This is a genomic window from Idiomarina sp. (assembly GCF_048265525.1).
Lineage (GTDB): Bacteria > Pseudomonadota > Gammaproteobacteria > Enterobacterales > Alteromonadaceae > Idiomarina.
The window spans coordinates 46,114-69,660 of sequence record NZ_JBLXBI010000006.1; the positions used below are offsets into that span (position 1 = coordinate 46,114).

At 47.3% G+C, this 23,547-nt stretch carries 25 protein-coding genes; 7 read left to right on the forward strand and 18 right to left on the reverse strand.

The features are described 5' to 3' along the window. The first annotated feature begins 16 nt into the window (after nucleotides 1-16). Entirely contained in the window at nucleotides 17-865 is an 849-nt protein-coding gene (locus ACN0TF_RS12010) for a universal stress protein (RefSeq protein ID WP_417442132.1), read from the forward strand. A 34-nt stretch (nucleotides 866-899) separates the two neighbouring features. Beyond that, nucleotides 900-2,129, forward strand: coding sequence for an ATP-dependent RNA helicase SrmB (srmB, locus tag ACN0TF_RS12015; RefSeq protein WP_034822259.1), 1,230 nt, complete (start codon nucleotides 900-902; stop codon nucleotides 2,127-2,129). Here srmB and ACN0TF_RS12020 read toward each other — a convergent pair. The 4 genes from ACN0TF_RS12020 to pomA form a co-directional block, all read right to left on the reverse strand. Next, complete coding sequence (locus ACN0TF_RS12020) at nucleotides 2,126-2,458, reverse strand: VanZ family protein (RefSeq protein WP_034822257.1); 333 nt, start codon at nucleotides 2,456-2,458, stop codon at nucleotides 2,126-2,128. The two genes, srmB and ACN0TF_RS12020, sit on opposite strands and share 4 nt — an antisense overlap. 18 nt (nucleotides 2,459-2,476) lie before the next feature. Then, complete coding sequence (gene thiI, locus ACN0TF_RS12025; RefSeq protein WP_034822255.1) at nucleotides 2,477-3,928, reverse strand: tRNA uracil 4-sulfurtransferase ThiI; 1,452 nt, start codon at nucleotides 3,926-3,928, stop codon at nucleotides 2,477-2,479. A 66-nt stretch (nucleotides 3,929-3,994) separates the two neighbouring features. Next, nucleotides 3,995-4,933 (reverse strand): flagellar motor protein MotB, encoded by a 939-nt coding sequence (locus ACN0TF_RS12030; protein WP_034822253.1) that lies wholly within the window; start codon nucleotides 4,931-4,933, stop codon nucleotides 3,995-3,997. Nucleotides 4,934-4,935: 2 nt separating this feature from the next. Further along, the gene (gene pomA / locus ACN0TF_RS12035) at nucleotides 4,936-5,703 is read right to left on the reverse strand and encodes a flagellar motor protein PomA (protein WP_034822251.1); all 768 of its coding nucleotides are present in this window, start codon (nucleotides 5,701-5,703) and stop codon (nucleotides 4,936-4,938) included. 202 nt (nucleotides 5,704-5,905) lie between these two features. On the opposite strand from pomA, the gene ACN0TF_RS12040 reads away from it, so the two are divergent. From ACN0TF_RS12040 to dxs, 3 genes are read left to right on the forward strand one after another with little or no spacing between them, the layout of a single operon-like run. Further along, nucleotides 5,906-6,142, forward strand: a complete 237-nt coding sequence (locus tag ACN0TF_RS12040; protein ID WP_034822249.1) for an exodeoxyribonuclease VII small subunit — start codon at nucleotides 5,906-5,908, stop codon at nucleotides 6,140-6,142. Further along, nucleotides 6,139-7,026 carry a polyprenyl synthetase family protein gene (locus ACN0TF_RS12045; protein ID WP_417442133.1) on the forward strand — a complete coding sequence of 296 codons (888 nt, stop codon included), beginning with the start codon at nucleotides 6,139-6,141 and terminating at the stop codon, nucleotides 7,024-7,026. Before ACN0TF_RS12040 ends, ACN0TF_RS12045 begins: the two co-directional genes overlap by 4 nt. Nucleotides 7,027-7,030: 4 nt before the next feature. Continuing rightward, the gene (gene dxs, locus ACN0TF_RS12050; protein ID WP_417442134.1) at nucleotides 7,031-8,887 is read left to right on the forward strand and encodes a 1-deoxy-D-xylulose-5-phosphate synthase; all 1,857 of its coding nucleotides are present in this window, start codon (nucleotides 7,031-7,033) and stop codon (nucleotides 8,885-8,887) included. A gap of 23 nt (nucleotides 8,888-8,910) precedes the next feature. Here the strand turns inward: dxs and ACN0TF_RS12055 are convergent, their stop codons facing one another. The 12 genes from ACN0TF_RS12055 to ACN0TF_RS12110 form a co-directional block, all read right to left on the reverse strand. Next, complete coding sequence (locus tag ACN0TF_RS12055; protein WP_034822243.1) at nucleotides 8,911-9,393, reverse strand: phosphatidylglycerophosphatase A; 483 nt, start codon at nucleotides 9,391-9,393, stop codon at nucleotides 8,911-8,913. A 23-nt stretch (nucleotides 9,394-9,416) separates the two neighbouring features. Then, nucleotides 9,417-10,412: a thiamine-phosphate kinase gene (gene thiL, locus ACN0TF_RS12060; RefSeq protein ID WP_034822241.1), complete on the reverse strand. Its 996-nt coding sequence runs from the start codon at nucleotides 10,410-10,412 to the stop codon at nucleotides 9,417-9,419. A 3-nt stretch (nucleotides 10,413-10,415) separates the two neighbouring features. After that, nucleotides 10,416-10,835 (reverse strand): transcription antitermination factor NusB, encoded by a 420-nt coding sequence (gene nusB, locus ACN0TF_RS12065; protein ID WP_034822240.1) that lies wholly within the window; start codon nucleotides 10,833-10,835, stop codon nucleotides 10,416-10,418. Nucleotides 10,836-10,845: 10 nt separating this feature from the next. Beyond that, on the reverse strand, nucleotides 10,846-11,310 hold the full coding sequence (ribE, locus tag ACN0TF_RS12070; RefSeq protein WP_011235370.1) for a 6,7-dimethyl-8-ribityllumazine synthase: 465 nt from the start codon (nucleotides 11,308-11,310) through the stop codon (nucleotides 10,846-10,848). A gap of 55 nt (nucleotides 11,311-11,365) precedes the next feature. After that, on the reverse strand, nucleotides 11,366-12,007 hold the full coding sequence (locus tag ACN0TF_RS12075; protein ID WP_235598950.1) for a GNAT family N-acetyltransferase: 642 nt from the start codon (nucleotides 12,005-12,007) through the stop codon (nucleotides 11,366-11,368). A gap of 2 nt (nucleotides 12,008-12,009) precedes the next feature. Continuing rightward, nucleotides 12,010-12,612: a 1-acyl-sn-glycerol-3-phosphate acyltransferase gene (locus ACN0TF_RS12080; protein WP_034822235.1), complete on the reverse strand. Its 603-nt coding sequence runs from the start codon at nucleotides 12,610-12,612 to the stop codon at nucleotides 12,010-12,012. 4 nt (nucleotides 12,613-12,616) lie between these two features. Then, entirely contained in the window at nucleotides 12,617-13,501 is an 885-nt protein-coding gene (locus ACN0TF_RS12085) for a DUF3014 domain-containing protein (RefSeq protein ID WP_417442135.1), read from the reverse strand. An 11-nt stretch (nucleotides 13,502-13,512) separates the two neighbouring features. After that, entirely contained in the window at nucleotides 13,513-14,289 is a 777-nt protein-coding gene (yaaA, locus tag ACN0TF_RS12090) for a peroxide stress protein YaaA (RefSeq protein WP_034822232.1), read from the reverse strand. 33 nt (nucleotides 14,290-14,322) lie between these two features. Continuing rightward, on the reverse strand, nucleotides 14,323-15,270 hold the full coding sequence (gene secF, locus ACN0TF_RS12095; RefSeq protein ID WP_034822231.1) for a protein translocase subunit SecF: 948 nt from the start codon (nucleotides 15,268-15,270) through the stop codon (nucleotides 14,323-14,325). 8 nt (nucleotides 15,271-15,278) lie between these two features. Continuing rightward, nucleotides 15,279-17,123 carry a protein translocase subunit SecD gene (secD, locus tag ACN0TF_RS12100; RefSeq protein ID WP_034822230.1) on the reverse strand — a complete coding sequence of 615 codons (1,845 nt, stop codon included), beginning with the start codon at nucleotides 17,121-17,123 and terminating at the stop codon, nucleotides 15,279-15,281. 28 nt (nucleotides 17,124-17,151) lie between these two features. Continuing rightward, complete coding sequence (gene yajC / locus ACN0TF_RS12105) at nucleotides 17,152-17,487, reverse strand: preprotein translocase subunit YajC (protein ID WP_034822229.1); 336 nt, start codon at nucleotides 17,485-17,487, stop codon at nucleotides 17,152-17,154. Nucleotides 17,488-17,625: 138 nt separating this feature from the next. Beyond that, nucleotides 17,626-19,137: a sigma-54-dependent transcriptional regulator gene (locus ACN0TF_RS12110; RefSeq protein WP_417442136.1), complete on the reverse strand. Its 1,512-nt coding sequence runs from the start codon at nucleotides 19,135-19,137 to the stop codon at nucleotides 17,626-17,628. A gap of 144 nt (nucleotides 19,138-19,281) precedes the next feature. Between ACN0TF_RS12110 and ACN0TF_RS12115 the strand changes: the two genes are divergently transcribed. Both ACN0TF_RS12115 and ACN0TF_RS12120 read left to right on the forward strand, forming a co-directional pair. Next, nucleotides 19,282-19,896: a trimeric intracellular cation channel family protein gene (locus ACN0TF_RS12115; protein ID WP_417442137.1), complete on the forward strand. Its 615-nt coding sequence runs from the start codon at nucleotides 19,282-19,284 to the stop codon at nucleotides 19,894-19,896. 43 nt (nucleotides 19,897-19,939) lie between these two features. Beyond that, a complete protein-coding gene (locus tag ACN0TF_RS12120) occupies nucleotides 19,940-21,232 on the forward strand; it encodes a GntP family permease (protein ID WP_417442138.1) in 1,293 nt (430 codons plus the stop codon). A 9-nt stretch (nucleotides 21,233-21,241) separates the two neighbouring features. Here ACN0TF_RS12120 and ACN0TF_RS12125 read toward each other — a convergent pair whose 3' ends face one another. Together ACN0TF_RS12125 and ACN0TF_RS12130 are read right to left on the reverse strand one after the other, a co-directional pair. Next, nucleotides 21,242-22,990: a TIGR03545 family protein gene (locus ACN0TF_RS12125; RefSeq protein ID WP_417442139.1), complete on the reverse strand. Its 1,749-nt coding sequence runs from the start codon at nucleotides 22,988-22,990 to the stop codon at nucleotides 21,242-21,244. Between the two features lie 2 nt (nucleotides 22,991-22,992). Then, the gene (locus ACN0TF_RS12130) at nucleotides 22,993-23,499 is read right to left on the reverse strand and encodes a DUF2062 domain-containing protein (protein ID WP_417442140.1); all 507 of its coding nucleotides are present in this window, start codon (nucleotides 23,497-23,499) and stop codon (nucleotides 22,993-22,995) included. Nucleotides 23,500-23,547 lie beyond the last annotated feature (48 nt).

Here is a 23,547-nt window from a genome sequence, read left to right on the forward strand (position 1 = left end):
GGAAAAGGATTTAATAATGAAACATGTTGTTGCTTGTATTGATGGTTCTGCGTCAACTCAATCTGTATGTGATTACGCCAGTTGGGCGGCGTTACGCTTACAAACGCCATTGACGCTTTTTCATGTTCTGGACGAAGCGCGTTACCCCACCGAGACTAATATGACAGGTAACATCGGCTTAGGCAGCCGGGAAGCTTTGCTTGAACAACTAGCAGAACTTGACCAGCAACGCAGCAAGTTGGCCTTAGAACAAGGCCATCACATGTTGGAAAGTGCAAAATTGCGCGCAGCCCAAAGTGGTGTTGAACAAGTTAACTTACGCCAGCGACACGGCGACCTGGCGGAATCCTTGTTAGAAATAGAAGATTCCATGAGACTGCTTGTTATGGGTCTTCATGGCGAAGAAACTACCCGTACCAATCGTGTCGGAAGCCAACTTGAGACCGTTGTAAGAACCATGCACAGACCCATTCTGGTCGCACCTGAGGAATTTACTAAACCTAAAAATGTGATGTTAGCATTCGACGGCAGTGATTCCTCCCGTAAAGGTATTCGCATGCTTGCGGAAAGCCCAATTTTCAAAGGCCTTCCGTTACATTTGGTTATGGTTGGCGCTGATACAAACGACAGCCGCGCATCCATAGAAGCGGCATCTAACCACTTGCGAGAGCTGGGACATGATTCGCGGTTTGAAATACGCTCTGGCGAAGTTGAGTCTGCACTTCATGCGTACCAGGAAGAGCACAATATTGATCTTCTGGTCATGGGGGCTTATGGTCACTCGCGTATTCGTCAGTTTTTAGTAGGCAGCACCACAACCAGCCTGCTACAGACAACTAACTCCGCTTTATTGCTGCTACGTTAATTGCAGCAGACAAGACGATTTCAAGGAAAATAACATGACGCCAGACTGGGAAGAGTTTGACCTCGATGACCGCTTAATAGCGGTTCTTCGCGATGCCGAACTGAACAAACCAGCAAAAGTACAACAGCAAAGTATTCCTGCCGCCCTGGATGGTCGCGACCTACTCATTAGCGCACCAACAGGAACAGGTAAAACTTTGGCTTTCCTGCTGCCGGCACTGCAGCATTTGCTGGATTTCCCGCGTCAGCAACCGGGACCAGCTCGTATCCTGGTGTTGGCTCCAACGCGCGAACTGGCTGAACAAATTCATGAACAGGCTAAACAGTTTGAGGGCAAAACCGGATTAACCTCTGTGGTTGTCACCGGGGGCATCAATTATGGTTCGCAGCTGTCGTTATTAGAAAAGACACACGACATATTGGTTGCAACACCTGGCCGACTCATGGATTTGCTCGAAGCCGAGCAATACAACCTGGAAGGCATTGAGTGGCTTATTATTGATGAAGCCGACCGCATGCTGGATATGGGGTTTGCAGCAACAGTAAAAGAAATGGCATTGCAGGCACGTCATCGCCAGCAGTCGTTGTTACTTTCGGCAACATTAAACAGCTCTGGCGTTATTAAGTTTTCCCGCGAGTTATTAACAGAACCTGAATACATTGATGTGCAACCACCAAAGCGTGAGCGTGGTAAAATTCTTCAATGGGTTTATTTAGCGGATACCGATGAACATAAACGCAAACTGCTAATGAATGTGCTTCAGACTCATCCTGGCCGGCAGTTTGTCTTTGTCAGAACACGTGAACGCGTGGAACTTATTGCAAACTTCCTGCGCAGCCAGTTTGGTACCGGCCGTAAAATTGTCACGCTACGGGGCGATATGCCACAAAGCGATCGTCAGCGCATCATGAACGAGCTTAAACAAACTACGGACATTACCTTAGTAGCTACTGATATAGCTGCTCGAGGGCTGGATGTAGACGACATTACCGTGGTTGTTAACTACGACTTACCTAAACAGGCCGATGTTTATCTGCACCGTATTGGGCGCACAGCCCGCGGCGGACAAAAAGGAACGGCTATATCACTGGTAGAAGCACATGATGCTTTATTACTGGGACGTGTCGAGCGTTACCTGGATGCCAAACTCGACAGACGAACAATTGAAGGGTTAAAACCTCAATATAAGTTTCCGTCGACAGAAAAGTCCCGGTCGAAGAAAAAAGTGAAAAAGAAAACGGATAAAAAGAAGAAGTCGCGTTAACGCGACTTCTTGCTTAGTAAATGGTGCAAAATAAAGTAAGCAACAACCCCACTGGCATCTGCCAACCAATCATAAACGTCGGCACTACGCCCGGGCGCATAAGACTGGGCTATTTCTATTAATAAGCCATAACAAACCAGAATCAGTAGCGACAGCTTAGCTGACAATGCAAACGCTCTGTGAAAGGTCAGTGCCAGAACAAAGAAAATTCCAAAGTGAACCAGCTTATCCAGATGCGGAATGCTCTGAGCTCCGGTACTTGGAAACTGCCACAAAAAGAGAAAGGTGGCTGTCGATAACACAACAAAAAATAGGGCTCTTGCCAGCATAGTCTACTTCTCTCTAAATTAGGGCTTATAAACCGATACGTTGTTATAGCCATTTTCGTGCAATAACAAAGCCTGCATCCGGCTCATAATGCCTTGATCACAGTACAGCAAGTATTCCCGGCTTTGATCCAGTTCAGCAAACTGTGAGGCTAATTTGAAAAATGGAATTTCAATAACCTCAACTTCTACTGACAAGGGTGCTGCTTCAATTTCTTCATCGTTTCGAATATCTATGATGGTTGTGTCGCTACTGAGTTCCGTTGTGGTATCCGGCAGTGCCAGTTCTGCGTCTGTTTGCGTCGCTATATCCTGCATGCTCAGTACGTTTGACGCCCGTACCACCTGATCCAGTAAATCTTTGTTAAGCTTCGCTTCTTCGGCTTCGATAACCGCCGGAATGGCTTTAACTGTGGGCTTATTAGAAATGACACCACAATATTCAGGAATGGATTTAGCCAATGGTTCGGTACCAATGCGCTTTGCTTCATCCACAATTTCCTGTTTGTCTTTGGTTATTAGCGGACGTAAAACCAACGCCGATGTAGCCTGATCAATTACCCTCAGGTTAGACAGAGTCTGACTGGATACCTGCCCCATAGCTTCACCGGTGACCAACGCCTGCGCTTTTACATAACGAGCGACTTTATCCGCAGCCCGCAGCATTTGCCGTTTTAACACCACGCCCATCTGACCGTTATCCACGTTTGTCAGAATGTCGTCAACAATAGGGGCAAAATCAACACTAATAAACTTAATGGGGTGCGAGGAGCTGTAACGCTTCCACAAATAATAGGCTATTTGACGCACCGCCACTTCATGGGCGTCACCGCCTAAATTAAAAAAGCAAAAATGAGTTCGCGCACCGCGTCGGATAAAATCATAGGTTGCAACGCCGGAATCAAAGCCACCACTTAACAATGACAGTACGGTTTCCTGAGTCGGAATAGGAAAACCACCTAAGCCATTCACTCGTTCTCCAACCAAATGAACAATCTGATTAGTAATTTGCAGCGCAATGTCCAGGTCCGGATTAGATAGGTTTACAGAAGTATCCGGAACACGTTCCAGCAAATAACCGCCGACGTAACGTTCTAGCTGTTGTGAGCTGAATTCGTGATTACCTTTGCGCTTAACCCGCATAGCAAAGCTTTTACCCGGCAAACGCTTTAACCAGTGCTCACCAACCAGTTCGGCAACCGCATCAAAATCGGTTAATGGCTGTTCTATAACTTCGGCAAACCAGGAAATACCGGGGGTGTTTTGCAGAATCTCTTTGATTTCACTACGTACCTGAGAGTCGTCGCCATCAGCAGAAACTTCGATACGATCCCATAGCCACTTGACGTATACCGAGTCGTCAACCGGAGCCAGTATTTTACGCAGGTTATTAGTCAGTACTTTACCGTAACGCTTACGAACAGAACGGCTTTTAATGGTAATTTCAGCGTGCAGGCGAACAACAAACTTCATAGCAAAATCGTCAAGTCTTTAGGGAAGTGGGCAATTATACGTGTCATGCCCGGCAGAAACCAGCGCTCAGTCGATAACATCAACCGGGTCAGATTCTGCCGCTTTACCTTGCATGACGGATATTTCAACACGACGGTTTCGCTTGCGGTTTTCTTCCGAGTTATTCGGCACCAATGGCTTAGTATCGGAATAGCCCATAACCACCAGACGGTCTTCGCTAAAGTCGTCTACTTTCAGCATTTCTTCCGCAACCGCAACCGCCCGCTTACTGGAGAGATCCCAGTCTGATGAGTAGATTTCCGATACCAGCTTTTCATTATCACTATGGCCAGAAATAGTGACCTCACCCGGAATATCTTTCAGTGCCCCGGCGACCTGCTGAATAATAGGCCGGAACTGCGGCTGTAAAAATGCCGAGCCTTCAGGAAATGAGCCTTGTTCACGTATGCGAATGATAATTTGTTGACCGTGCTGCTCAAGCTCAATAGTACCGGCTTTAATCTCATTCTCAAGCTGCTGCTCGATACGACGCATAAGCTCCTTAGATACCTGCGTCATAGCCTCAGTGTTTTCCGCTTCTGCCTCTTTTTCGTCATCCGCGCTGTCGGACTCCTGACCGCCCCGCTCAGTTTGCTGACCACCGGCAAAGTCGGATTCACCTTCCTGGAACTCGAGCATCTGCTGCGTCATTTCCACGGTCTGCTGCTGGATAGTTTCAATGGGCGTTGGCTCTGGCCGCCCGGGACGGAACTCCTGAGCGATAACACTGGTACCCTTAGGAATGTCTTTCACTTCAATTTTATTCTGCACGCCTAAAGCGTACTTCATTGAACCGGCTATTTGCTTAAACTTCAGCACGTCCATTTCCGAGAAAGCCAACAAGAGCACGAAGAAGCACATGAGCAAAGTCATGAGATCGGCAAAGGTTGCCATCCACATGGGCAATCCAGGGGGCGGACAGTTGCAGTCCTCTTCTTCTTCGTCTCTGACTTTCTCTGAGGCCATAACTACTCGTCCTCATCCTCGTTACCAATACGCTTAGATTCAGCTAAGTAATTACGTAAAATACCTTCAATGACACGAGGGTTCTGACCATCCTGAATACCTAAAATGGCATCCAGTATCAGTTGCCGGTTCAGCTTTTCCTGTTCGGCCCGTAGCAATAATTTATTAGCAATAGGAATGGCAATAACGTTGGCTAAAAAGGCACCATAAAGCGTTGTTAACAAAGCAACGGCCATAGCTGGTCCTATCGCCTTCGGGTCATCCATATTAGACAGCATAGCAACCAGGCCAATCAGGGTACCAATCATACCCATAGCCGGTGCTACATCGCTCAGTATTTTGAATACCCGGGCGCCCTCTTCATGGCGGGCAAAGCTCATTTTTATGTCTTTAGACAAAGTTTGGCGGACAACTTCGGCATCGTGACCGTCAACCAGCATGTCTACGCCTTTGCGAAAAAATTTGTTCGGAATTTCCGCTTCTTCAAGTGCCAGGAAACCACCTTTACGCGCAGAGTCTGCCATTTCAACAGCAGTGTCGATAAGCTCTTGCGGGTGTTCAATTTTAAAGAAAAACGCCTTAACAACCACCTTCCCCGTACCCAGAAACTGGCTTAGAGAAAAGTTCGCTAAGGTTATAAATAATGAACCGCCGAATACGATAAAGAATGAGCGAGTATCTAAAAACAGACCAATATCCCCACCCAGAACCATAGCAACAATGACAAAGCCAACGGCACCGATAATTCCTACGAGCGTTGCTATATCCACTCAGCCTTCCTCCCCGATTTGAGTTTTCATTTATGCTGCTGTGCTCATTCTTAAACAATCGCGTCGCGCTTACAAGCGACATCTGTTCATCTTACACAGGAATAATGAGATCATCGGCTGACATTCCGGATTCTTTATCGGATAATTAACTTTCATTCTATTAGCAATGCGGCTCATCACAGATATTAAGGCAGACTCAGCTATGGCAGACGAACAGAAACAGCAATCCTTTGAACAGGCTCTGGAGCAGTTAGAACAGCTGGTTAATGAACTGGAACAAGGCGACTTACCGCTTGAGCAATCGCTGAAGAAATTCGAACAAGCCATTGCCTTGTCACGTTCCAGCCAGCAGCAGTTGCAGCAAGCCGAGCAAAAAGTGACAACCTTGCTGGCCGAGCAGCAATCTGAAACTGATGAAAGCAATGGAGAACTGATGTGACGATTAACTCGTTAACAGCAGCAACACGAGAACAAGTCGATACCTTCTTAAAGCAAACGCTTGCGCAGTTAACCCTGAATTCGCGTCTGAATCAGGCCATGCAGCACGGTGTGTTAATGGGCGGAAAACGTATTCGCCCTTACCTGCTGATGACTGTTGCCGATATTTGTGGCGCCAATAAGAATGACGCTCTGCAAGCCGCTGCCGCTGTTGAGTTGATACATGCTTATTCTTTAATTCACGACGACTTGCCAGCAATGGATGACGACGACTTGCGCCGTGGTCAGCCGACTTGCCACATTGCTTACGACGAAGCGACAGCCATTTTAGCCGGAGATGCGCTACAGACACTGGCTTTTGAAGTCTTAACCGAAAACCGTATGGAACAATTGCCCAGTGAACGACAGCTGCAATTGGTTCAGGTACTGGCTAAAGCCAGCGGTGCCCGCGGAATGTGTGCAGGTCAGGCAATAGATTTACAGGCGACAGCTAAAATCCTCACTGAAGACGCTCTGGAGCAAATGCATTTAAGTAAAACCGGCGCGTTGATAACAGCCGCCGCCACTATGGGTGTGTTGTGCGGTAATGACAATTCACAACAATGGCGGAAAAAGTTTGAGCAGTTCGCTCATTACCTGGGGCTGGCATTTCAAGTACAGGATGATATCCTCGACGTAACAGGTAACACTGAAGCTCTGGGCAAACCTCAGGGGTCAGATACCGCGTCTGAGAAGTCAACTTACGTGCGTTTGCTTGGGATAGAAGGTGCTCAGCAACGCCTGCAAAACTTACACCATAAAGCACTACAGTCGTTAAGCGATATCCCTTACAATACAGACAGACTTGAACAATTTTCCGACTTGCTGTTAAAGCGGGACCACTAACTGAATGACTCAACAATATCCGTTACTTGATAAAATTAACTCCCCCGCTGACCTGCGCCGTTTACCACGGACGCAATTGCCGGAACTGTGCGCAGAAATTAGACAGTTTTTATTGACCTCAGTGAGCCAAAGCAGCGGCCACCTCGCGTCAGGTTTAGGCACCGTAGAGCTGACGGTTGCCCTGCATTATGTGTATCACACACCAGAGGATAAGCTGGTTTGGGACGTTGGCCATCAGGCTTACCCACATAAAATTCTGACCGGGCGTAAACAACGGTTGCACTCTATTCGTCAAAAAGACGGGCTTCACCCGTTCCCCTGGCGCGAAGAAAGTGAATACGATGTGCTCTCAGTTGGGCATTCAAGTACGTCTATATCAGCAGCTTTAGGAATGGCGGTCGCAGCACAAAGACAAAGCCTGCGACAGAAAGTCGTCTCTATTATCGGTGACGGTGCAATGACCGCAGGTATGGCATTTGAAGCCATGAATCATGCGGGTGATATAAAACCGGATATGCTGGTCGTGCTGAACGACAATGACATGTCTATTTCAGAAAACGTTGGCGCTCTGAACCATCATTTTGCCCGCTTATTGTCAGGTCGTTTTTATACCTCTTTACGGGAAGGCAGCAAAAAATTACTCAGCCCGCTCCCTCATATTCGCCATTTTGCCAGCCGTGCCGAAGAGCACATGAAGGGCATGATGGCGCCGGGAACTATTTTCGAAGAGCTGGGGTTCAATTACATAGGTCCTATAGACGGCCATGATGTCGATACTCTGGTCGACACGTTATCGAACATGCGTAGTTTAGGCGGCCCGCAATTGCTGCACATTGTGACGCAAAAAGGCAAAGGTTACCGACCTGCAGAGAAAGATCCTATTGGTTACCATGGCGTGCCAAAGTTTGATCCCAAAGAGTCCAGCCTGCCTGAGAAAGCACCGGGTATTCCCAGCTATTCTGAAATTTTTGGCCAATGGCTGTGCGATACCGCAAGTAATGACAAGTCACTTATGGCCATAACACCGGCTATGCGTGAAGGCTCTGGTATGGTGACCTTCTCACAGCAATATCCACAACAGTACTTTGACGTGGCTATAGCTGAGCAGCACAGTGTGACTTACGCAGCGGGTCTGGCTATTTCAGGACTGAAGCCGGTTGTCGCCATATACTCCACCTTTTTACAGCGTGGTTATGATCAACTCATTCACGATGTCGCCCTGCAAAACCTTGATGTGCTTTTTGCCATTGACCGTGCCGGCATTGTCGGTGCTGACGGCCCCACTCATCAGGGCGCTTTTGACTTAAGTTACCTTCGTTGCATACCTAATATGGTGGTAATGGCTCCCAGTAATGAACAAGAGTGTCTGGACATGCTAACCACAGGATATCAGTACAAAGGTCCGGCAGCGGTTCGTTACCCCCGTGGAGCGGGTGTTGGTCTGGAGCTTCGTCAGGGTAAAGTTATTGATATAGGAAAAGCTCAAACCCTTACTCAGGGGCAGAATATTGCTTTCCTTAATTTTGGTACCCTGCTGCCGGAAGTGGAAGCAGCGGCAGCCAAATTTAATGCCAGCGTTGTCGATATGCGTTTCGTAAAACCTCTGGACACCGCTTGTCTGGACCAGTTAATGACAACCCATTCGGTACTGGTAACCGTAGAAGAAAACGTCATAGCAGGCGGCGCAGGCAGTGCAGTGAGCGAATACATAGCCCAACACAAAGCAAGCCCGCAAGTGTTAACAATAGGCTTACCGGACGAGTTTATTAAACATGGTTCGCAAGGTGAAGTTCGTGCCGAACTGGGTCTGGATGCCGCAGGTATTGAGCGGCAGGTGAATGACTTTATTAAGAAAAGCTGAAGTATGACAAGGTCAGGTTTGCTTTAGCCCAGCAGACCTGACAACCACCAACCTAAATGCAGTAATACTGCCGAGAAAATACCCGCCAGCACGTCATCCATCATAATACCGTTGCCGCCGCTTAGCTTTTTATCTGCCCAGCCAATTGGCCCGGGTTTCCAGATATCAAAAATGCGGAACAACACAAAGGCCGCCAGCAACCAAAAAGGCTCTACAGGCAGTGCGAACATGGCAACGGCATAGCCAACTATCTCATCCCAGACAATTGATGGATGATCATGGGCTCCCATGGCCTTAGCGGTATACTGACATATCCAAATACCGGCCAGCGTCATTACCACCAGTGCCAGCAGATATTCCCACCAGTTAAGTTGAGCTAACAGAAAGACAACCGGAATACCAATAAGGGTTCCAAAGGTACCGGGAGCTTTAGGAGCCAGACCTGAGCCAAAGCCTAACGCAAGCCAGTGTATGGGGTTAAACCATGAAAGTTTCGCATGAGACATGGGCTTGCGGCTCCTTAAGCGTCTTATTTAGTAGCTTCGTTCTGTGGAAAATGATTAAAGCTGCTATAACCTTCAGCCAGCAACCAGTCTTCACCATTATAGCGCAGCTGAATGTCACCGGACTCACCGTTCGCTACACGACCAATACACACAGGCCGGGTCTTAAGATGCGTGGTTAAGGTTTCCATACGCCCCCGATGTTCCTCGGGCAAGGTAAAGCAAAGCTCGTAGTCATCTCCGGCAGTCAAAGCCAAAGCCAGTGCGTCATCCACCTTAAGTGTTTCGGTTAACGCCAGTGACAGTGGCAGCTTTTCCAGTTCCAGTTGCGCCTGAGTGCCAGCTTCTGTCATTAAGTGTCTTAAATCGGCCAGCAGACCGTCAGAAACATCAATGCAGGAACTTGCGACGCCCCGCAGACTTTGGCCTAAAGCAACTCTGGGGGTGGGATAATGCAAGCGTTCTATTACCTGCTGCAAATGCCGACCGGTTGTGCTGACTTTATTTTGTGTAACCTGCAAGCCTAAACCCGCATCACCTAAAGAGCCACTGACATAAATCCAGTCGCCCGCTTTTGCGCCGGAACGCGGTATCGCGCTACCCGAAGGCAGTTGTCCGTGAGCCGTAATGGTTATTGTCAGCGGGCCTTTGGTTGTGTCACCACCAATTAACTGACAATCGTAATAACTGCAAATTTCATCCAAGCCACCACTAAATTCCTGTAGCCAGTCTTCATCCATACGCGGAAGCGTCAAAGCCAGATTAATCCAGCATGGCTGGGCGCCCATGGCGGCTAAGTCGCTTAAATTCACAGCAACACTTTTATGACCAATAGCACGGGGTGGCGTGGTCATATCAAAATGCACACCTTCTACCAGTGTATCGGTAACAATGACCAGGTCATGCTCAGGCATTGGTCGGACAACGGCACCGTCGTCTCCAATGCCCATAGCAACATCGCCCCGTTTTGCGGAGCGATGAGTGAAGTATTCATTAATAAGCGAAAATTCATCGCGGGGCATAAGTTACTGCCTGGTTGGGCGGAATGTGTCTACTGCTTTATCGAGTACGCCGTTGACAAAACGATGGCTTTCATCGGCACCGAAAGATTTAGCCAGCTCTATCGCTTCGTTAATAGCGACTTTGTATGGCACATCAACGCGCTCACGCAACTCGTAAGCTGCCAGCCTTAAAACGGCCAGTTCAATGGGGTCGAGCTCTTTAATCGGCCTGTCTAAAAACGGTGCCAGCGCTTCGTCCAGTGTCCGGTAATGCCCGCCAACACCACGCACTAACTCTAAAAAGTAGTCAACGTCCACTTTGCTGGTGTCATTTTCCGTTAAAAATTGAGCCTCAATATCGCTAAAGCTGTTCTGCGATAGCTGCCATGAGTAAATTGCTTGCACGGCCAACTTGCGGGCCTTTCTTCTTGCTGCGGGTTTCATTTGAAGTATCTCAGAGTTGTTTCAGTACATTGACCATTTCAAGCGCGCTTAATGCGGCTTCCGAGCCTTTATTTCCGGCTTTAGAACCACTGCGCTCAATGGCTTGTTCCAGCGTATCTGTGGTAATAACACCAAATGCGACAGGTAAATCAAACTCGGTCGCAACCCGGCCTAAACCGCTATTACATTCACCGGCAACAAACTCGAAGTGTGGTGTGCCACCGCGAATAACCGCACCGACCGCAATAATTGCGTCGTATTTACCAGAGCTGGCCAGACGTTTCGCTGTTACCGGCATTTCATAAGCGCCGGGAACACGCACAACAGTTATATCGTCGTCCGCGACTTCACCATAATGCTTTAATGTCTGCACAGCACCGTCTAATAAGCTTTCAACCATAAAATGGTTAAAGCGAGAAACGATAATGGCAAACTTTTTACCAGCCGCGTTTATTCCACCTTCAATTACCTGCATGAGTTTTCCTTATTAACCGTTCGTTAATTGCGCGCGATCATAGCACAATGTGGGGCTATTTGCGTGAAATTGAGTAGGAGAAATACCTTTCTTCAGCATCTAAATCACGACCCAGCGAGCGGGCACTGCTACTTTCCAGTAGTTGCAAAGCTGTTTCGTTATTTTCTGATACCGGAAACAACACTTGGCGCCAGGGCCAACTTGCTTCCAGCCAGTCTTTTAAAAGCACAAAAAAATCATTGTGCAAGTTATCGCCAATGGCCGACTCTAAAAGCCACCAACTGACCTCCGCATTATAGGAATTACGTGAAATGCCATTCTTTTCTTGTCTACTGGCAGCCACCGGTACCATATAAACGGCACCAATAATGGACTTATCTTCCTTATCAATCACCAAATAAGTAAAAGCTGTTTGCGCTTTTGCCTGCTCAAGATGGTAATTCACCATGGTTTCGTTTTGCTGAGGGGTGCTTTTTTCTGACGGCCAGGACCAACCCAGGCGTTCATAAAGCCACCTCTGCGAGGTCATATAGCTGTGAAAAAAGCGGTCGGCATCGGAACGTTCAATGGGGCGAATAATTAAGCTGTTACCCTCGGCATATTCAGGAACAGCCCATTCTTTTTGCCAGAAGTCTGCCGCTACTGCCGCATTAAATAACGACAGTACTGACAGGAGAAGAAAACTCCGAAGAAGCATTCTCAACACGCTTCTCCATGCTTACCCTGCGCGTGCTCGAAATAAGATTTAACCCGCGCAAGCTCTTTTTCCAGTTCATCGCCAATCATTAACGCCGGGCCTATATCGATAGCTTTACGCGCATAATCAAAAGCAATAGGAACAACAGGTACACGAGCTTGCTGTGCCATGTGTAAAAAGCCTTTCTTCCACTCTTTAACCCGCTTTCTTGTGCCTTCGGGAGTTATCACTAAAATCAGTTCGTTCTTTTCCCGAAACTCTTTCACCATGTTGCCAACAACGCCATTCGCGCTACTTCTGTCTATAGGAAGTCCGCCCAGCTTGGTTAACAAACCTTTCAGCGGAAAACGGAACAGACTGCTCTTAGCTAAATAATTAAGCTTTAAACCCATAGCTAACATGACGCAGGCTCCAACCGGGAAATCCCAGTTAGATGTGTGCGGCGCAACCGGAAGAATCGCTTTTCTTACGTGAGGCATTTCACCATTAATTTTCCAGCCGCCCAATACACGTAAGCCAAAACGGCCTACCCAACGTAAAAAGCGGTTCTGGGTAACAGGAAATTCGCCTTTAACAAATTCCGGTATTACTTGTTTATCGGTCATAAAATTACTGTAGTACCTGTCTTATTTCGCGTAACTTTTCTTTCACTCGCTGAATATTTTCAGGGCCCATGCGCAGTAATTGCTTTTGCGCTGCCGGTAATGATTCATAAGAGTCGTTAGCGAAAGTATACATAACGCTGTCATCTTCTACCTGAACCAGCCCTTCTGGCACCGGCGTTTCAAGTATGACATTAATGGCTTCCAGCAAGGTGTCATCAAAATCTGACTCTGGATAGCCAATTTCTGCGTAAGCTTCCTGCACTAATGGCTTAAATAATTCATAGTTTTCAGCCAGTGCATCAGGCTCCAGGCTCACAAACCAGTCGACTAAAGCGTCGTATCGGCGGTAGCTGCTTTCGTCAATATAGAGTTCACCATCAACCTCCAACACACTAAAACGGCCATCGGGACGCTGCACAATAGTGCGTTCACGAACAATGCTGCCGTTGCTGATATTGTCCATTAGTACAACTGCGTCACGAATAATTTGAGAGCTTTTTAATGGACGAATGTTAACGTCGGTTGAATCAAGATTCTGAAGCACCGTTGGTGTGCTGTTATCCAGTTCCGGTAAAGCAATAGGTTCTGGCTCAGGTTCAGCCTCCTCTTGTTCCGGTTCAGATTCAGGTTCGGTTGGAACCGGTTCTGGCTCAATTTCAGGCTCAGGTTCTTCAGACTCTTCTTCATACCCCTCAACCTGAACTTCGGTTGATTGCTGCTGATCAACCTCTACTGTTTCGGTTTGTTGCTTCTTGTCGTCAGAAGCCGGCAGCCACCACCATATTATGGCAGCGATAACCGCCAGCACAATAAGCGTAACAACAATCCAAGTCGTTTTGCGACTTGCTTCTTCTGTTGCCGTTGATGTTTCAACCTGGTCGTCACTCATTGTGCGCTCCTTTATTTTTGCTCAGCACGACAAAAAACCAATTGTTTATCGCTGGACATAGCCTCATTGAAACTATAGCCATTTGCATCAAATTCTTTTAGATCAGACACGGATTTTGGCTTTTGGTTCAGGATAAATCGTGCCATTAATCCCCGCGCCTTCTTGGCATAAAAGCTGATGACTTTATATTGACCATTTTTTTCATCTTTAAACACGGGTGTAATAATATCCGCATTTAATGCTTTTGGCTTAACCGCCGAGAAATACTCATTAGAAGCTAAATTCACTAAAGTTGAACTACCCAGCTCAGCCAGGTCGTCATTTAGCATCTGCGTAATAGTATCGCCCCAGTATTCATACAGGTTTTTGCCTTTAGGGTTATCCAGCTTGCTACCCATTTCCAGTCGGTACGGCTGCATCAAATCCAGGGGACGTAAAACACCATAAAGACCAGACAAAATCCGCAACTGCTTTTGTGCCGTATCAATAGCCTCTGAATTCAGGCTGGCAGCCTCTAAGCCGGTATAGACATCACCGTTAAATGCATACATAGCCGGACGTGCATTGTCTTCATTAAAAGGCCGTTGCCACTGCTCAAATCGAGCAGCATTCAAACCTGCCAGTTTATCGCTGATTTTCATTAGCGACCCCAGTTGTTGCGGGCTTAATTGCCGACAAACCTCAACCAGTTCTTCGGCGTTATCCAGCAACCGTGGCTGCGTCACATTCAGTTCCGGCAAGTCACTTTCGTAATCCAGGTTTTTAGCAGGTGAAACAACGGCCAACATGTCTATGCACTCCATTCAAATTATACCGTAAGACTAGTTCAGCGGATCTTGATCCGCGCCTTCTTTTTCCACTTCTGGTGGCATCAAGTCTTCACGGCTCACACCAAACTTCAGTGCGACTGTACTGGCAATATAAATGGATGAATAGGTACCAATAACCACACCAAATAATAACGCCGTAGCAAAACCATGAATTAATGGTCCACCAAGGAAGAATAAGGTCAATAACACCAGTATCGTTGTCAACGAGGTCACTATTGTACGGCTTAAGGTATCGGTTAGTGCCCGGTTAACGGTTTGAATTGGCGTTAACTTAGCAAACTTACGGAAGGTTTCCCGAATACGGTCACAAACCACCACCGTATCGTTAATTGAATAACCAATAACCGCCAGTAAAGCTGCCAGAACCGTTAAATCAAACTCTAACTGCAATATAGAGAATAGTCCCAACGTTAAAATGACATCGTGCGCTAGTGCTGCTACAGCACCCACGGCTAAACGCCACTCAAAACGCATTGCAATGTAGAGCAAAATACAAATAAGAGCGGTTAGCATAGCCAGCCCGCCTTGCTCGATAAATTCGTCGCCAACATTCGGGCCAACAAACTCAATGCGGCGCATTTCAACGGTCTGATCAAACTCGGTACGCAACGACTCGAGTATTGTAGTACCCAGTTGTTCAGCTTTAACCCCTTCACGAGGCTCAAGGCGAATCAGTATATCTTCCTGCGAGCCGTAGTTCTGTACTACAGCGTCGCCGAAATCACTTTCATCCAATGCACCACGAACACGACTTAAATCGGCCGCGCTTTCAAAACCAACCTCAAGCAAGGTTCCGCCAGTAAAATCCAACCCAAAATTGAGCTTGTTGACTGACAACGAAACTATGGACGCCACCACCAGTAATGCACTGATAAGGCCCATAATTCCGCGGAAGCGCATGAAGGGAAGTCGTTCATCAGTTTTTATAATCTCTTGCATGGCTCCCCCTAAATAGACAGTTTAGACAGCTTTTTGCCGCCCCAAACTGAGTTAACAATGGCACGGGTTCCAACTATCGCGGTAAACATGGACGTTATAATTCCGATAGCAAGAGTGATAGCAAAGCCTTTAATAGGGCCGTTACCAATAGCGAACAAGATAAGCGCTGCAATCAGCGTTGTTACGTTCGCGTCGGCAATGGTCGACAAGGCGCTGTCGTAACCGTGATGAATTGCCTGTTGAGGGCTTCGTTTTGCTTTTATTTCTTCGCGTATACGCTCAAAAATAAGTACGTTAGCATCTACTGCCATGCCAACCGTCAGTACAATACCTGCCATACCCGGTAAGGTCAGTGTGGCTCCCGGAATCATCGACATAACACCAATAATAAGAACCAGGTTTGCTGCCAGAGCACAGTTCGCAACCAGACCAAACTTCTTGTAGTACAACAACATAAAGGCCAGAACTAACACAAAGCCCCAGAAAATTGCCTGAGTACCAGAATCAATGTTCTGCTGACCTAAGCTTGGACCTACAGTGCGCTCTTCGACAATTTGAATCGGCGCGATAAGTGCACCGGCGCGTAATAACAACGCCAAGTTCTGAGCTTCGTTTGCGCCTACTCCGGTAATACGGAAGTTGCTGCCCAAACGAGACTGAATTGTTGCTACGTTAATAACTTCCGCGTTCTTAGTGAACTGTAAGTTACCTTCTTCATCGCGCTCGTCTGTGGCTTTATATTCAATAAAGACGGTAGCCATAGGCTGACCAACATTGTCTTTAGTCGATAAAGACATCTTGTTACCGCCAGCGCCATCCAGGGTGATGTTAACCTGCGGGCGGTTATATTCGTCATAACCGACTCCCGCGTTAACGATATGGTCACCTGTCAGAATAACGTCTTCTTTCAACAATTGATCCGGACCGTCACGCATTGGCATGAGTTCGCTGCCAAAAGGAACACGACCGTTCTGTGCGTCACGCACATCGTTCTCGGAATCAACCATACGGAACTCCAGCGTTGCTGTAGCCCCTAAAATCTCTTTCGCCCGTGCTGTATCCTGTACGCCCGGCAGTTCTACCACAATGCGGTTTGAACCCTGACGCTGAATAAGCGGCTCGGCAACACCCAGCTCGTTAACCCGGTTACGCATAATGGTAATATTCTGAGATACCGCGTAATCGCGTGTTTCAGCAAGCTTCTGATCGCTCATCTGCAGTTGCAGCAGTTGGTTTTCATCGTCTTCCAGAAGTGTATAGCCCTGATAACGGCCATCCAGATACTCGGCAGCTTCCGCGTAAGCTTCTTCATTACGAAGTTCAATTTCAACCGTGGTGTCATTAACGCGAACAGCACTGTAACGAATGCGCTCTTCACGCAGTTCGGCACGAATCGTGTCCTTCATACCATCGACTATTTTACGGACGGCTTCGTCCATGTCGATTTCCATTAAGAAGTGTACACCGCCACGTAAATCCAGCCCCAACTTCATTGGCTGAGCACCAACACTTTTCAACCACTCAGGAGTTGCAGGAGCAAGGTTCAAAGCGACAATGTAATTATCACCTAAACTCTCCAGGATGCTCTCCCGGGCTTTTAACTGCTCATCATCGGAGTTCAGTCGAACTAAGAGTTGCTCTTCTTCTAAAGCAATGCTTTTAGCTTGTATGCCAACGTTTTCCAGACTGCTCTTCACGCGATCCATGGTGCTGGTATCGATGGTCGCATTTCGGTTTGCGGAAATTTGAACTGCTGGATCTTCGCCGTAAATGTTTGGCAGCGCATAAAGCGCTGCCATCAATACGACAAAAATAACCAGCAGGTTTTTCCACAACGGGTATTTATTTAACACGTCGTGCCCCTGTTTCTAATGTCAGAGATTAGAGAGACTTCATTGTTCCTTTCGGAAGAACGGAAGTCACAGAACCTTTCTGAATGGTTACTTCAAGCTCGTCAGTCAAAGCAATAACAAGAAAGTCTTTGTCTTCGCTTACTTTAGTGATTTTACCGACCAAACCACCTTGAGTCAGCACTTCGTCGCCTTTGCTCAAAGCACCCATCAGCTCTTTATGCTGCTTGACACGCTTCGCCTGTGGACGATAAATCATGAAGTAAAAAATTAACGCAAACATGACCAGCATGAAAATCAATTCCATACCGCCACTGCTTTGTCCGCCTGCGTCTTGCGCGTATGCTGAGCTAATAAAAAAGTCCATAAAATTCCCTCAGTTAATTTAAATTTATTATTAAATTTCGGATAACCATCTCACGATATGGGGACAGTTACTCCAGAATGCAATTCAGTTTTTCTAAGGTCGCTATACTATCAGAAAGTTTAACGGCGCTCAGTATTATCAAATATCATATCCCAAACTTTTAAGCCTGCGCCGTAAACCTATTTGAGACACTTGCAAATCCCACATCATTTTTTCGGTGTCAGAGCGGTTCTGCTCATAACTTTTTTTAATCTCTTCTTCCGACAAATCCTGCGCTGTGCGAACCCCTTCAAAGCGCTGAATAAGCTGATATACCGATGCCCGGGAGATACCCAAAGTTTTTGCTGTTGCCTGCAGCTCAAACCGACAGCTGCGCAGTGTTTCCAGTAGCTCATCTCGACTAATACTGTTGGGTTTGCGATGAACACTGGTTTCATCTTCCCAGTGACCGGCGTTACTCGGCTTTAGCATAGATAAAAGTTGCGGATCGAGGTGCAGTTGCTCTTGCTCACGGCTATCAATAACGACCTGACGCGCTACATTTCGCAATTGTCGTACATTCCCAGGCCAATGAAAGGTCAGCAGCTGACTCATCAATTCCCCAGGAATTTTGACGTCATGAGAGCGGTCAGCGTAAAGCTTGCTCCACTGCTCACGTACAAAGTAGTCGAATAATAAACCGATATCTTCACGACGCTCGGTTAATGGCGGAATGAACAACTGATAAGCTGAAAGCTTTTCAATCAGCATGGACAGCATTGAATTTTCTTCGACGCTACTGGATTCCTGATGGCTGGTCAGCATAATACGGCAATTAATTGGCAGTGTTTCTTCTGCACCAACAGGTACAACAGACTTGCTTTGCAGCACAGTATAAAGCAAACGGTGTAGGCCCGGCGAGGCATCCTCGATATCTTCCAGCACAATAGTACCGCCACCAGCTTGTTCAAAATAGCCGGGTTGGCGGCTACCACCACGATAGCTACCAAACAATTCAGCTTCTGCAACTGCATCGTGTATTGCAGCCAGGTTTACACTAATAAAAGGCTGCTCCCGACGTTCGCTGGCCTGATGAATTGCAAAGGCGGCCTGTTGCTTCCCCACTCCGGCGGCACCTCTAATCATAACCGGCAAGTCCATCCCGGCCAGTTGGGAAACACGATCACGAATAGCTCGAATATCAGAGCTAATACCAAATAACACATCGTTATCATCTACCGAGGAATCTTGCAGTGGTAATAACTTTAAAAGTAAAACGATGCGGTGGTTTAAACCAATAACGACACCGTTATCAAGGTCGCTCTCTTTCAGAATATATTCGTCCTGAACACCGCGCCCGGCAATGGTGACCGTTGTTTTTGTGCTATGCGCCTTTAGCTTAATACGACCACCTGACTCGCGCTGAAAAATGATTGGCGAGCGGCTGATAAACTCATCAAGCAACGCTCTGCCAGCATTACCATTTTTAGCGAATTCAGGCTTGACCCTGCTTAGATAGTCACTTCCCTGACTGTACAAATCCATTAACGCTGCGCGCTCACCAATCCGGGATCGATCAGGATGCACTGCGATCACTAACATTGGAACTCGTTGGTAGCTACTAACGAGATCATCAACTACATGTTTTGTCGTGTACTCGGTTGCACTCATTCTCGCTGATCCTTAGCCCAACAGCAGCTTTTAAATTGATGCCATCATAAAATTATGAAGTCTAAATAGCCAATCAATTTGTGCTGGGAATCAATAAAGGTTAATGACAAACTAAGTTATACCATTGCTACTTTTTGATGACTCATGGAATTAATATTTTACTGGACAGATCACGCCGGTGTCGCGGTTTTTGCGGTAGCCGGTACGTTATTAGCGTTTCGCAAAAAGATGGATGGTTTTGGCGTACTCGTTTTAGCCTCAGCGACAGCGATTGGCGGCGGTACAACGCGCGATCTTATTCTTGGATTATCGGTATTCTGGACACACGACCCAGTTTATCTATACACCATAATTATCGCCGCTCTGCTCACCATTATATGGCTGCGATTTAAAGCCTATATTCCCATGAACACACTAATGGTTGCAGATGCTATTGGTCTGGCCTTTTTCGCCACTATGGGCGCGGAAAAAACACTATCAGCCGGTTTCCCACCCTTTATCGCTATCATCATGGGCACCATATCGGCCTGTTTTGGCGGTATGTTGCGCGATGTTCTGGCGCGCGATATTCCAATGGTCTTAAAAAGTGAACTGTACGCTACCACCTGTATTATCGGCGCTACCGTTTATGTCGTGCTTGTACCCTATCAACCTTTAGTCGCATTAGCTGCGGGCATGACCTCAACTTTGCTCATTCGACTTGGGGCAATAAAATTTAACTGGTCACTGCCGGTGTTCCGGGATCATCAGGACCATTAGTTATGTTGAGCATGTTTTATTTCTTCAATTCGCGGGGTAACTCATGTTAAGTATGATTGGTCTGGTTGGCGGCCTGGTATTGCTTATCGTACTCACTTTAAAAGGGGTGAATCTGTTTATCAGCGCCCCTCTGTGCGCTGTTATAGTTGCATTGTGTAGCGGAGTGCCGCTACTGACCGGCGAGGTCAACTTCGTCAGCGCCTATATGGATGGTTTTGCCAGCTTTGTTGCAGCCTGGTTCTTTATGTTCTTACTCGGCTCTCTATTTGGTAAGTTCATGGAGGATACCGGAGCCGCGGACAGTGTTGCGCGTTGGATCATCGATAAGCTAGGCCGTAAGCAGGCGGTTCTGGCGGTAGTGCTGGCCTGCGCTATTTTAACCTATGGCGGTGTCAGCGTTTTCGTTGTCGCTTTTTCGGTTTACCCGATGGCGCTCAGTTTATTTAAAGATGCCAACTTACCTCGTCGTTTTATTCCGGCGGCGCTGGCCTTTGGCTCCGTCACTTTCACCATGACCTCCGCGGGCTCACCGGAAATCCAGAACTGGATACCAGTTAAATACCTTGGCACGTCACCTTATGCGGCCTGGGAGGTCAGTCTGGTGGTCGCTGTATTAATGGCGACCTTCGGTTACTGGTGGTTAAAAAAGATTATTAACCGCGCTATAGCCAATGGTGAGAAGTTCGAAGCACGTGAAGGCGACCCGATATTGCTTGAGCGCAAGCTGCCCTCACCTATTAGCGGCTTAATTCCATTGTTAGTGGTTCTGGGACTCTCTTTTACCTTTCACGACACCCTGCAACAAAACGCGTTAATTGTTGCTTTGCTAGGTGGTGTAATTGCTATTGCGGTCATAAACTTTAAGCACTTTCATAAACCACAAACCGCCATTCATGAGGCCACGACAGGGGCTTTAGTGGCTATCGGTAATACTGCAGCGGTAGTCGGCTTTGGCAGTATCGCCAAAATTACACCAGCCTTTGATGCTGCCGTTACCGCCATGACCAGTTTGCCTGGCAATGAATTAGTCGGCGCCGCAGTTGCTGTCAGCGTTATTGCCGGGTTAACCGGCTCGGCATCCGGTGGCCAGGCTATCGCATTACCTGAAGTAGGCCCGCACTACATGAATGCGGGCGTTAACCCCGAGCAATTACACCGTATTGTTTCGATATCTTCAGGTGCGCTCGACTCGCTGCCCCACAACGGTTACGTGGTCACGACTATTCGCGCTATTTGCAACGAGAAACACAGCGCCGCTTATTGGGCGGTTGCCGCAGTGACTGTTGTGGTGCCATTATTGGGGCTGGCCGTGGCCATTGGACTGTTCATGATATAAAAATGAGACTCAAGAGCCGCCCAGGCGGCTCTTGAGTTTATCTTTAAGACTGTCTCCAACTTTAGCTTTTAACAACTCTTCCAGTTGTTTGCTCTGTTCACCAGACTCATTGTCCCATTGAGTGAAGTTTTCCAGCAGGCCTTGCTGACCACCTAATTGCTCAGACACTTTGGCAGTAAGATCAGCTTTTATTTCAGCCAGTTTTTCGTCGGCTTCACCCATCGCGGATTGAGCCAACGCATCACCTAGCTGGTCATCTAAATCGGATTCAAAACTCAGCGATGGCCGTTGAATATCACCACCAATGTTGGTGGTAATATCTAACCGCTGTAGTTGCTTTAACGCACCGGCAACCGCAGAGGTCAACTTGCTGCTGCCCTCGGCTTCTAAGTCAAGGTTCAGCATACGTACCATAGCTTTGCCGTCCAGTTTGTTCTCACGAACTAACACGGTTCCATCACTATCCATCATCGACGATATAATATTGGCACTGAGTTCGCTGCTGTTGCTAAGCCCCAGGTTATTCAGTTTTGCGCCTTTCAACTGCCATTGCTGTTTCGCATCAATGCCCAGGTCAGTCAGCGACAATTCACCATTTAGGTTAAATGCATTCCACAAGTCACTGTTATCGGCACGAGCCTGATACGTCGTCGGCTGACCCAGTAAATTATGTTGGTGGGTAATATTTTGCCAGTCGACATCAATAACCGTACCGCCAACCATAAATTCAGTACGCGCCTTCTTAATTAAAAACTCCGGAGGTGCGTTGTCATCGGCAAAGGAAATTCTCTGTCCCTCGCCGCGAACAGGCTCTACGGTTGCAGAGTTATCCGAACGCGCCAGCATAGGGCCCAGTTGTTCATAGGCCAGAAGTACGTACTTACTCCACTCCCTGGCTTTTTCGCCTAATAACAAGCCAGTCACGTTCTCTAGACCACTTCCGTCCATACTGAAAAACGACTTAATTCGGTCAATATCGTTACCCGGCGCATTCTTAAGTTCGGCTATTTGCTGTTGCACCACTTCTTTCGCTTGCTTCACTTCATCACGAAAGTTGCTGACAGCTTCTTTGTCTGTGCGAATCGAGTCTTTTAACTCATCTAAAGCCTCTTTTCTTGCCGCAATATCACCCAGGCCTTCCACTTTGCCTTCGGTTATCTGCTTAATTTTCTCTTCGTATTCTTTTACCTTGTCCTTACTGGGCAAAGCTTCTCTAGCCGCTTTAACCTGTTGTTCTTGCTTTTCATAAGCTGCTTTGGCTTCGTCAATCACCGTTTCTGTACGCAAATCAACCTGGCTGACAATATCGTCCACAGAAGGCAAAGACGTGGTCAGTTTATCCCAGGACTGACCGGCCCAATTCTGCACGTCTTCCTGATCCGGCATGACATAAACATCACCTTCGCTTTCCCGTGGCTGATTAACACGAACTCCGGTCATAGTAAGCTGTTCAATTAAAGTTCGGCCAAGCACTATTTCTGTGGGGCTGATGTCCGCCGAAGCTTCACCAACCTGTACCCTGTTATTTTTCGGCTCGTTAGGGTCAGTCACCTGAATACCGGCCAAAGTCAGAGATAAAGGTACCCAGCTATGCTCAACTCGTTCAATATTAACTTCAGCGCCGTTCAGTCTTCCCAGCGTGTGTTCTAGTGTGACTTTTATAATAGCGTCCAGAAACAACCAGGAAATAGCGACCAACAGCAATACGAACCCGGCGAAAACGGCCAGTCCCGGCCAGCGAATGATACTGCGCTTCATACTCACCCCCTCAAGTCCGTATAGATTTGCCAGAAACGGCTACCTCGAATAACCTGCACCACGCGCATTTTCATTATTTGAGCCTGAATTCTTTTACGATAATTGGCAATAATCCAGTAACTCAACGCAGCTACGATTGGCGCTGCAATCAACGCTATAACAAAGCTACCCATAGTTATGGTGTGATTAAACATGGACAAGCGTCCTAATGCAGTAGCATACAGAGCTTCATAAATCCCTTGCCAGCCTGACGCTTCTAATAAACTCAAACCGACACTGTGGAACCAGGGGTCCAGCAGGTAAGCAATACCCGAGAAAATACCAAAAGACACAATGAATAGACTGAGGTTTACGCGGAATATTAACGCCGCCAATAAAATTACTAAGTTATGAATTCGCCATAGCGGGGTTATCCCCATGAACATTCCTAATACTACAGCTAACGCCAGTGCCCAGGCACTGGTTTCAGAATTCAAAGCTTTTAACAGCTTTGCCAGAATTGTCAGCATTCACCTGACTCCTTTGAAAAAGATAAAACAGCAAATCTGCTTGTTATC

Bases quoted from the DNA above. Each gene is read 5' to 3' on its own strand.
- ACN0TF_RS12010 (WP_417442132.1), top strand. From the start codon at position 17: ATGAAACATGTTGTTGCTTGTATTGATGGTTCTGCGTCAACTCAATCT.
- srmB (WP_034822259.1), top strand. From the start codon at position 900: ATGACGCCAGACTGGGAAGAGTTTGACCTCGATGACCGCTTAATAGCG.
- ACN0TF_RS12020 (WP_034822257.1), bottom strand. From the start codon at position 2,458: ATGCTGGCAAGAGCCCTATTTTTTGTTGTGTTATCGACAGCCACCTTT.
- thiI (WP_034822255.1), bottom strand. From the start codon at position 3,928: ATGAAGTTTGTTGTTCGCCTGCACGCTGAAATTACCATTAAAAGCCGT.
- ACN0TF_RS12030 (WP_034822253.1), bottom strand. From the start codon at position 4,933: ATGGCCTCAGAGAAAGTCAGAGACGAAGAAGAAGAGGACTGCAACTGT.
- ACN0TF_RS12040 (WP_034822249.1), top strand. From the start codon at position 5,906: ATGGCAGACGAACAGAAACAGCAATCCTTTGAACAGGCTCTGGAGCAG.
- dxs (WP_417442134.1), top strand. From the start codon at position 7,031: ATGACTCAACAATATCCGTTACTTGATAAAATTAACTCCCCCGCTGAC.
- ACN0TF_RS12055 (WP_034822243.1), bottom strand. From the start codon at position 9,393: ATGTCTCATGCGAAACTTTCATGGTTTAACCCCATACACTGGCTTGCG.
- thiL (WP_034822241.1), bottom strand. From the start codon at position 10,412: ATGCCCCGCGATGAATTTTCGCTTATTAATGAATACTTCACTCATCGC.
- nusB (WP_034822240.1), bottom strand. From the start codon at position 10,835: ATGAAACCCGCAGCAAGAAGAAAGGCCCGCAAGTTGGCCGTGCAAGCA.
- ribE (WP_011235370.1), bottom strand. From the start codon at position 11,310: ATGCAGGTAATTGAAGGTGGAATAAACGCGGCTGGTAAAAAGTTTGCC.
- ACN0TF_RS12075 (WP_235598950.1), bottom strand. From the start codon at position 12,007: ATGCTTCTTCGGAGTTTTCTTCTCCTGTCAGTACTGTCGTTATTTAAT.
- ACN0TF_RS12080 (WP_034822235.1), bottom strand. From the start codon at position 12,612: ATGACCGATAAACAAGTAATACCGGAATTTGTTAAAGGCGAATTTCCT.
- ACN0TF_RS12085 (WP_417442135.1), bottom strand. From the start codon at position 13,501: ATGAGTGACGACCAGGTTGAAACATCAACGGCAACAGAAGAAGCAAGT.
- yaaA (WP_034822232.1), bottom strand. From the start codon at position 14,289: ATGTTGGCCGTTGTTTCACCTGCTAAAAACCTGGATTACGAAAGTGAC.
- secF (WP_034822231.1), bottom strand. From the start codon at position 15,270: ATGCAAGAGATTATAAAAACTGATGAACGACTTCCCTTCATGCGCTTC.
- yajC (WP_034822229.1), bottom strand. From the start codon at position 17,487: ATGGACTTTTTTATTAGCTCAGCATACGCGCAAGACGCAGGCGGACAA.
- ACN0TF_RS12110 (WP_417442136.1), bottom strand. From the start codon at position 19,137: ATGAGTGCAACCGAGTACACGACAAAACATGTAGTTGATGATCTCGTT.
- ACN0TF_RS12115 (WP_417442137.1), top strand. From the start codon at position 19,282: ATGGAATTAATATTTTACTGGACAGATCACGCCGGTGTCGCGGTTTTT.
- ACN0TF_RS12120 (WP_417442138.1), top strand. From the start codon at position 19,940: ATGTTAAGTATGATTGGTCTGGTTGGCGGCCTGGTATTGCTTATCGTA.
- ACN0TF_RS12125 (WP_417442139.1), bottom strand. From the start codon at position 22,990: ATGAAGCGCAGTATCATTCGCTGGCCGGGACTGGCCGTTTTCGCCGGG.
- ACN0TF_RS12130 (WP_417442140.1), bottom strand. From the start codon at position 23,499: ATGCTGACAATTCTGGCAAAGCTGTTAAAAGCTTTGAATTCTGAAACC.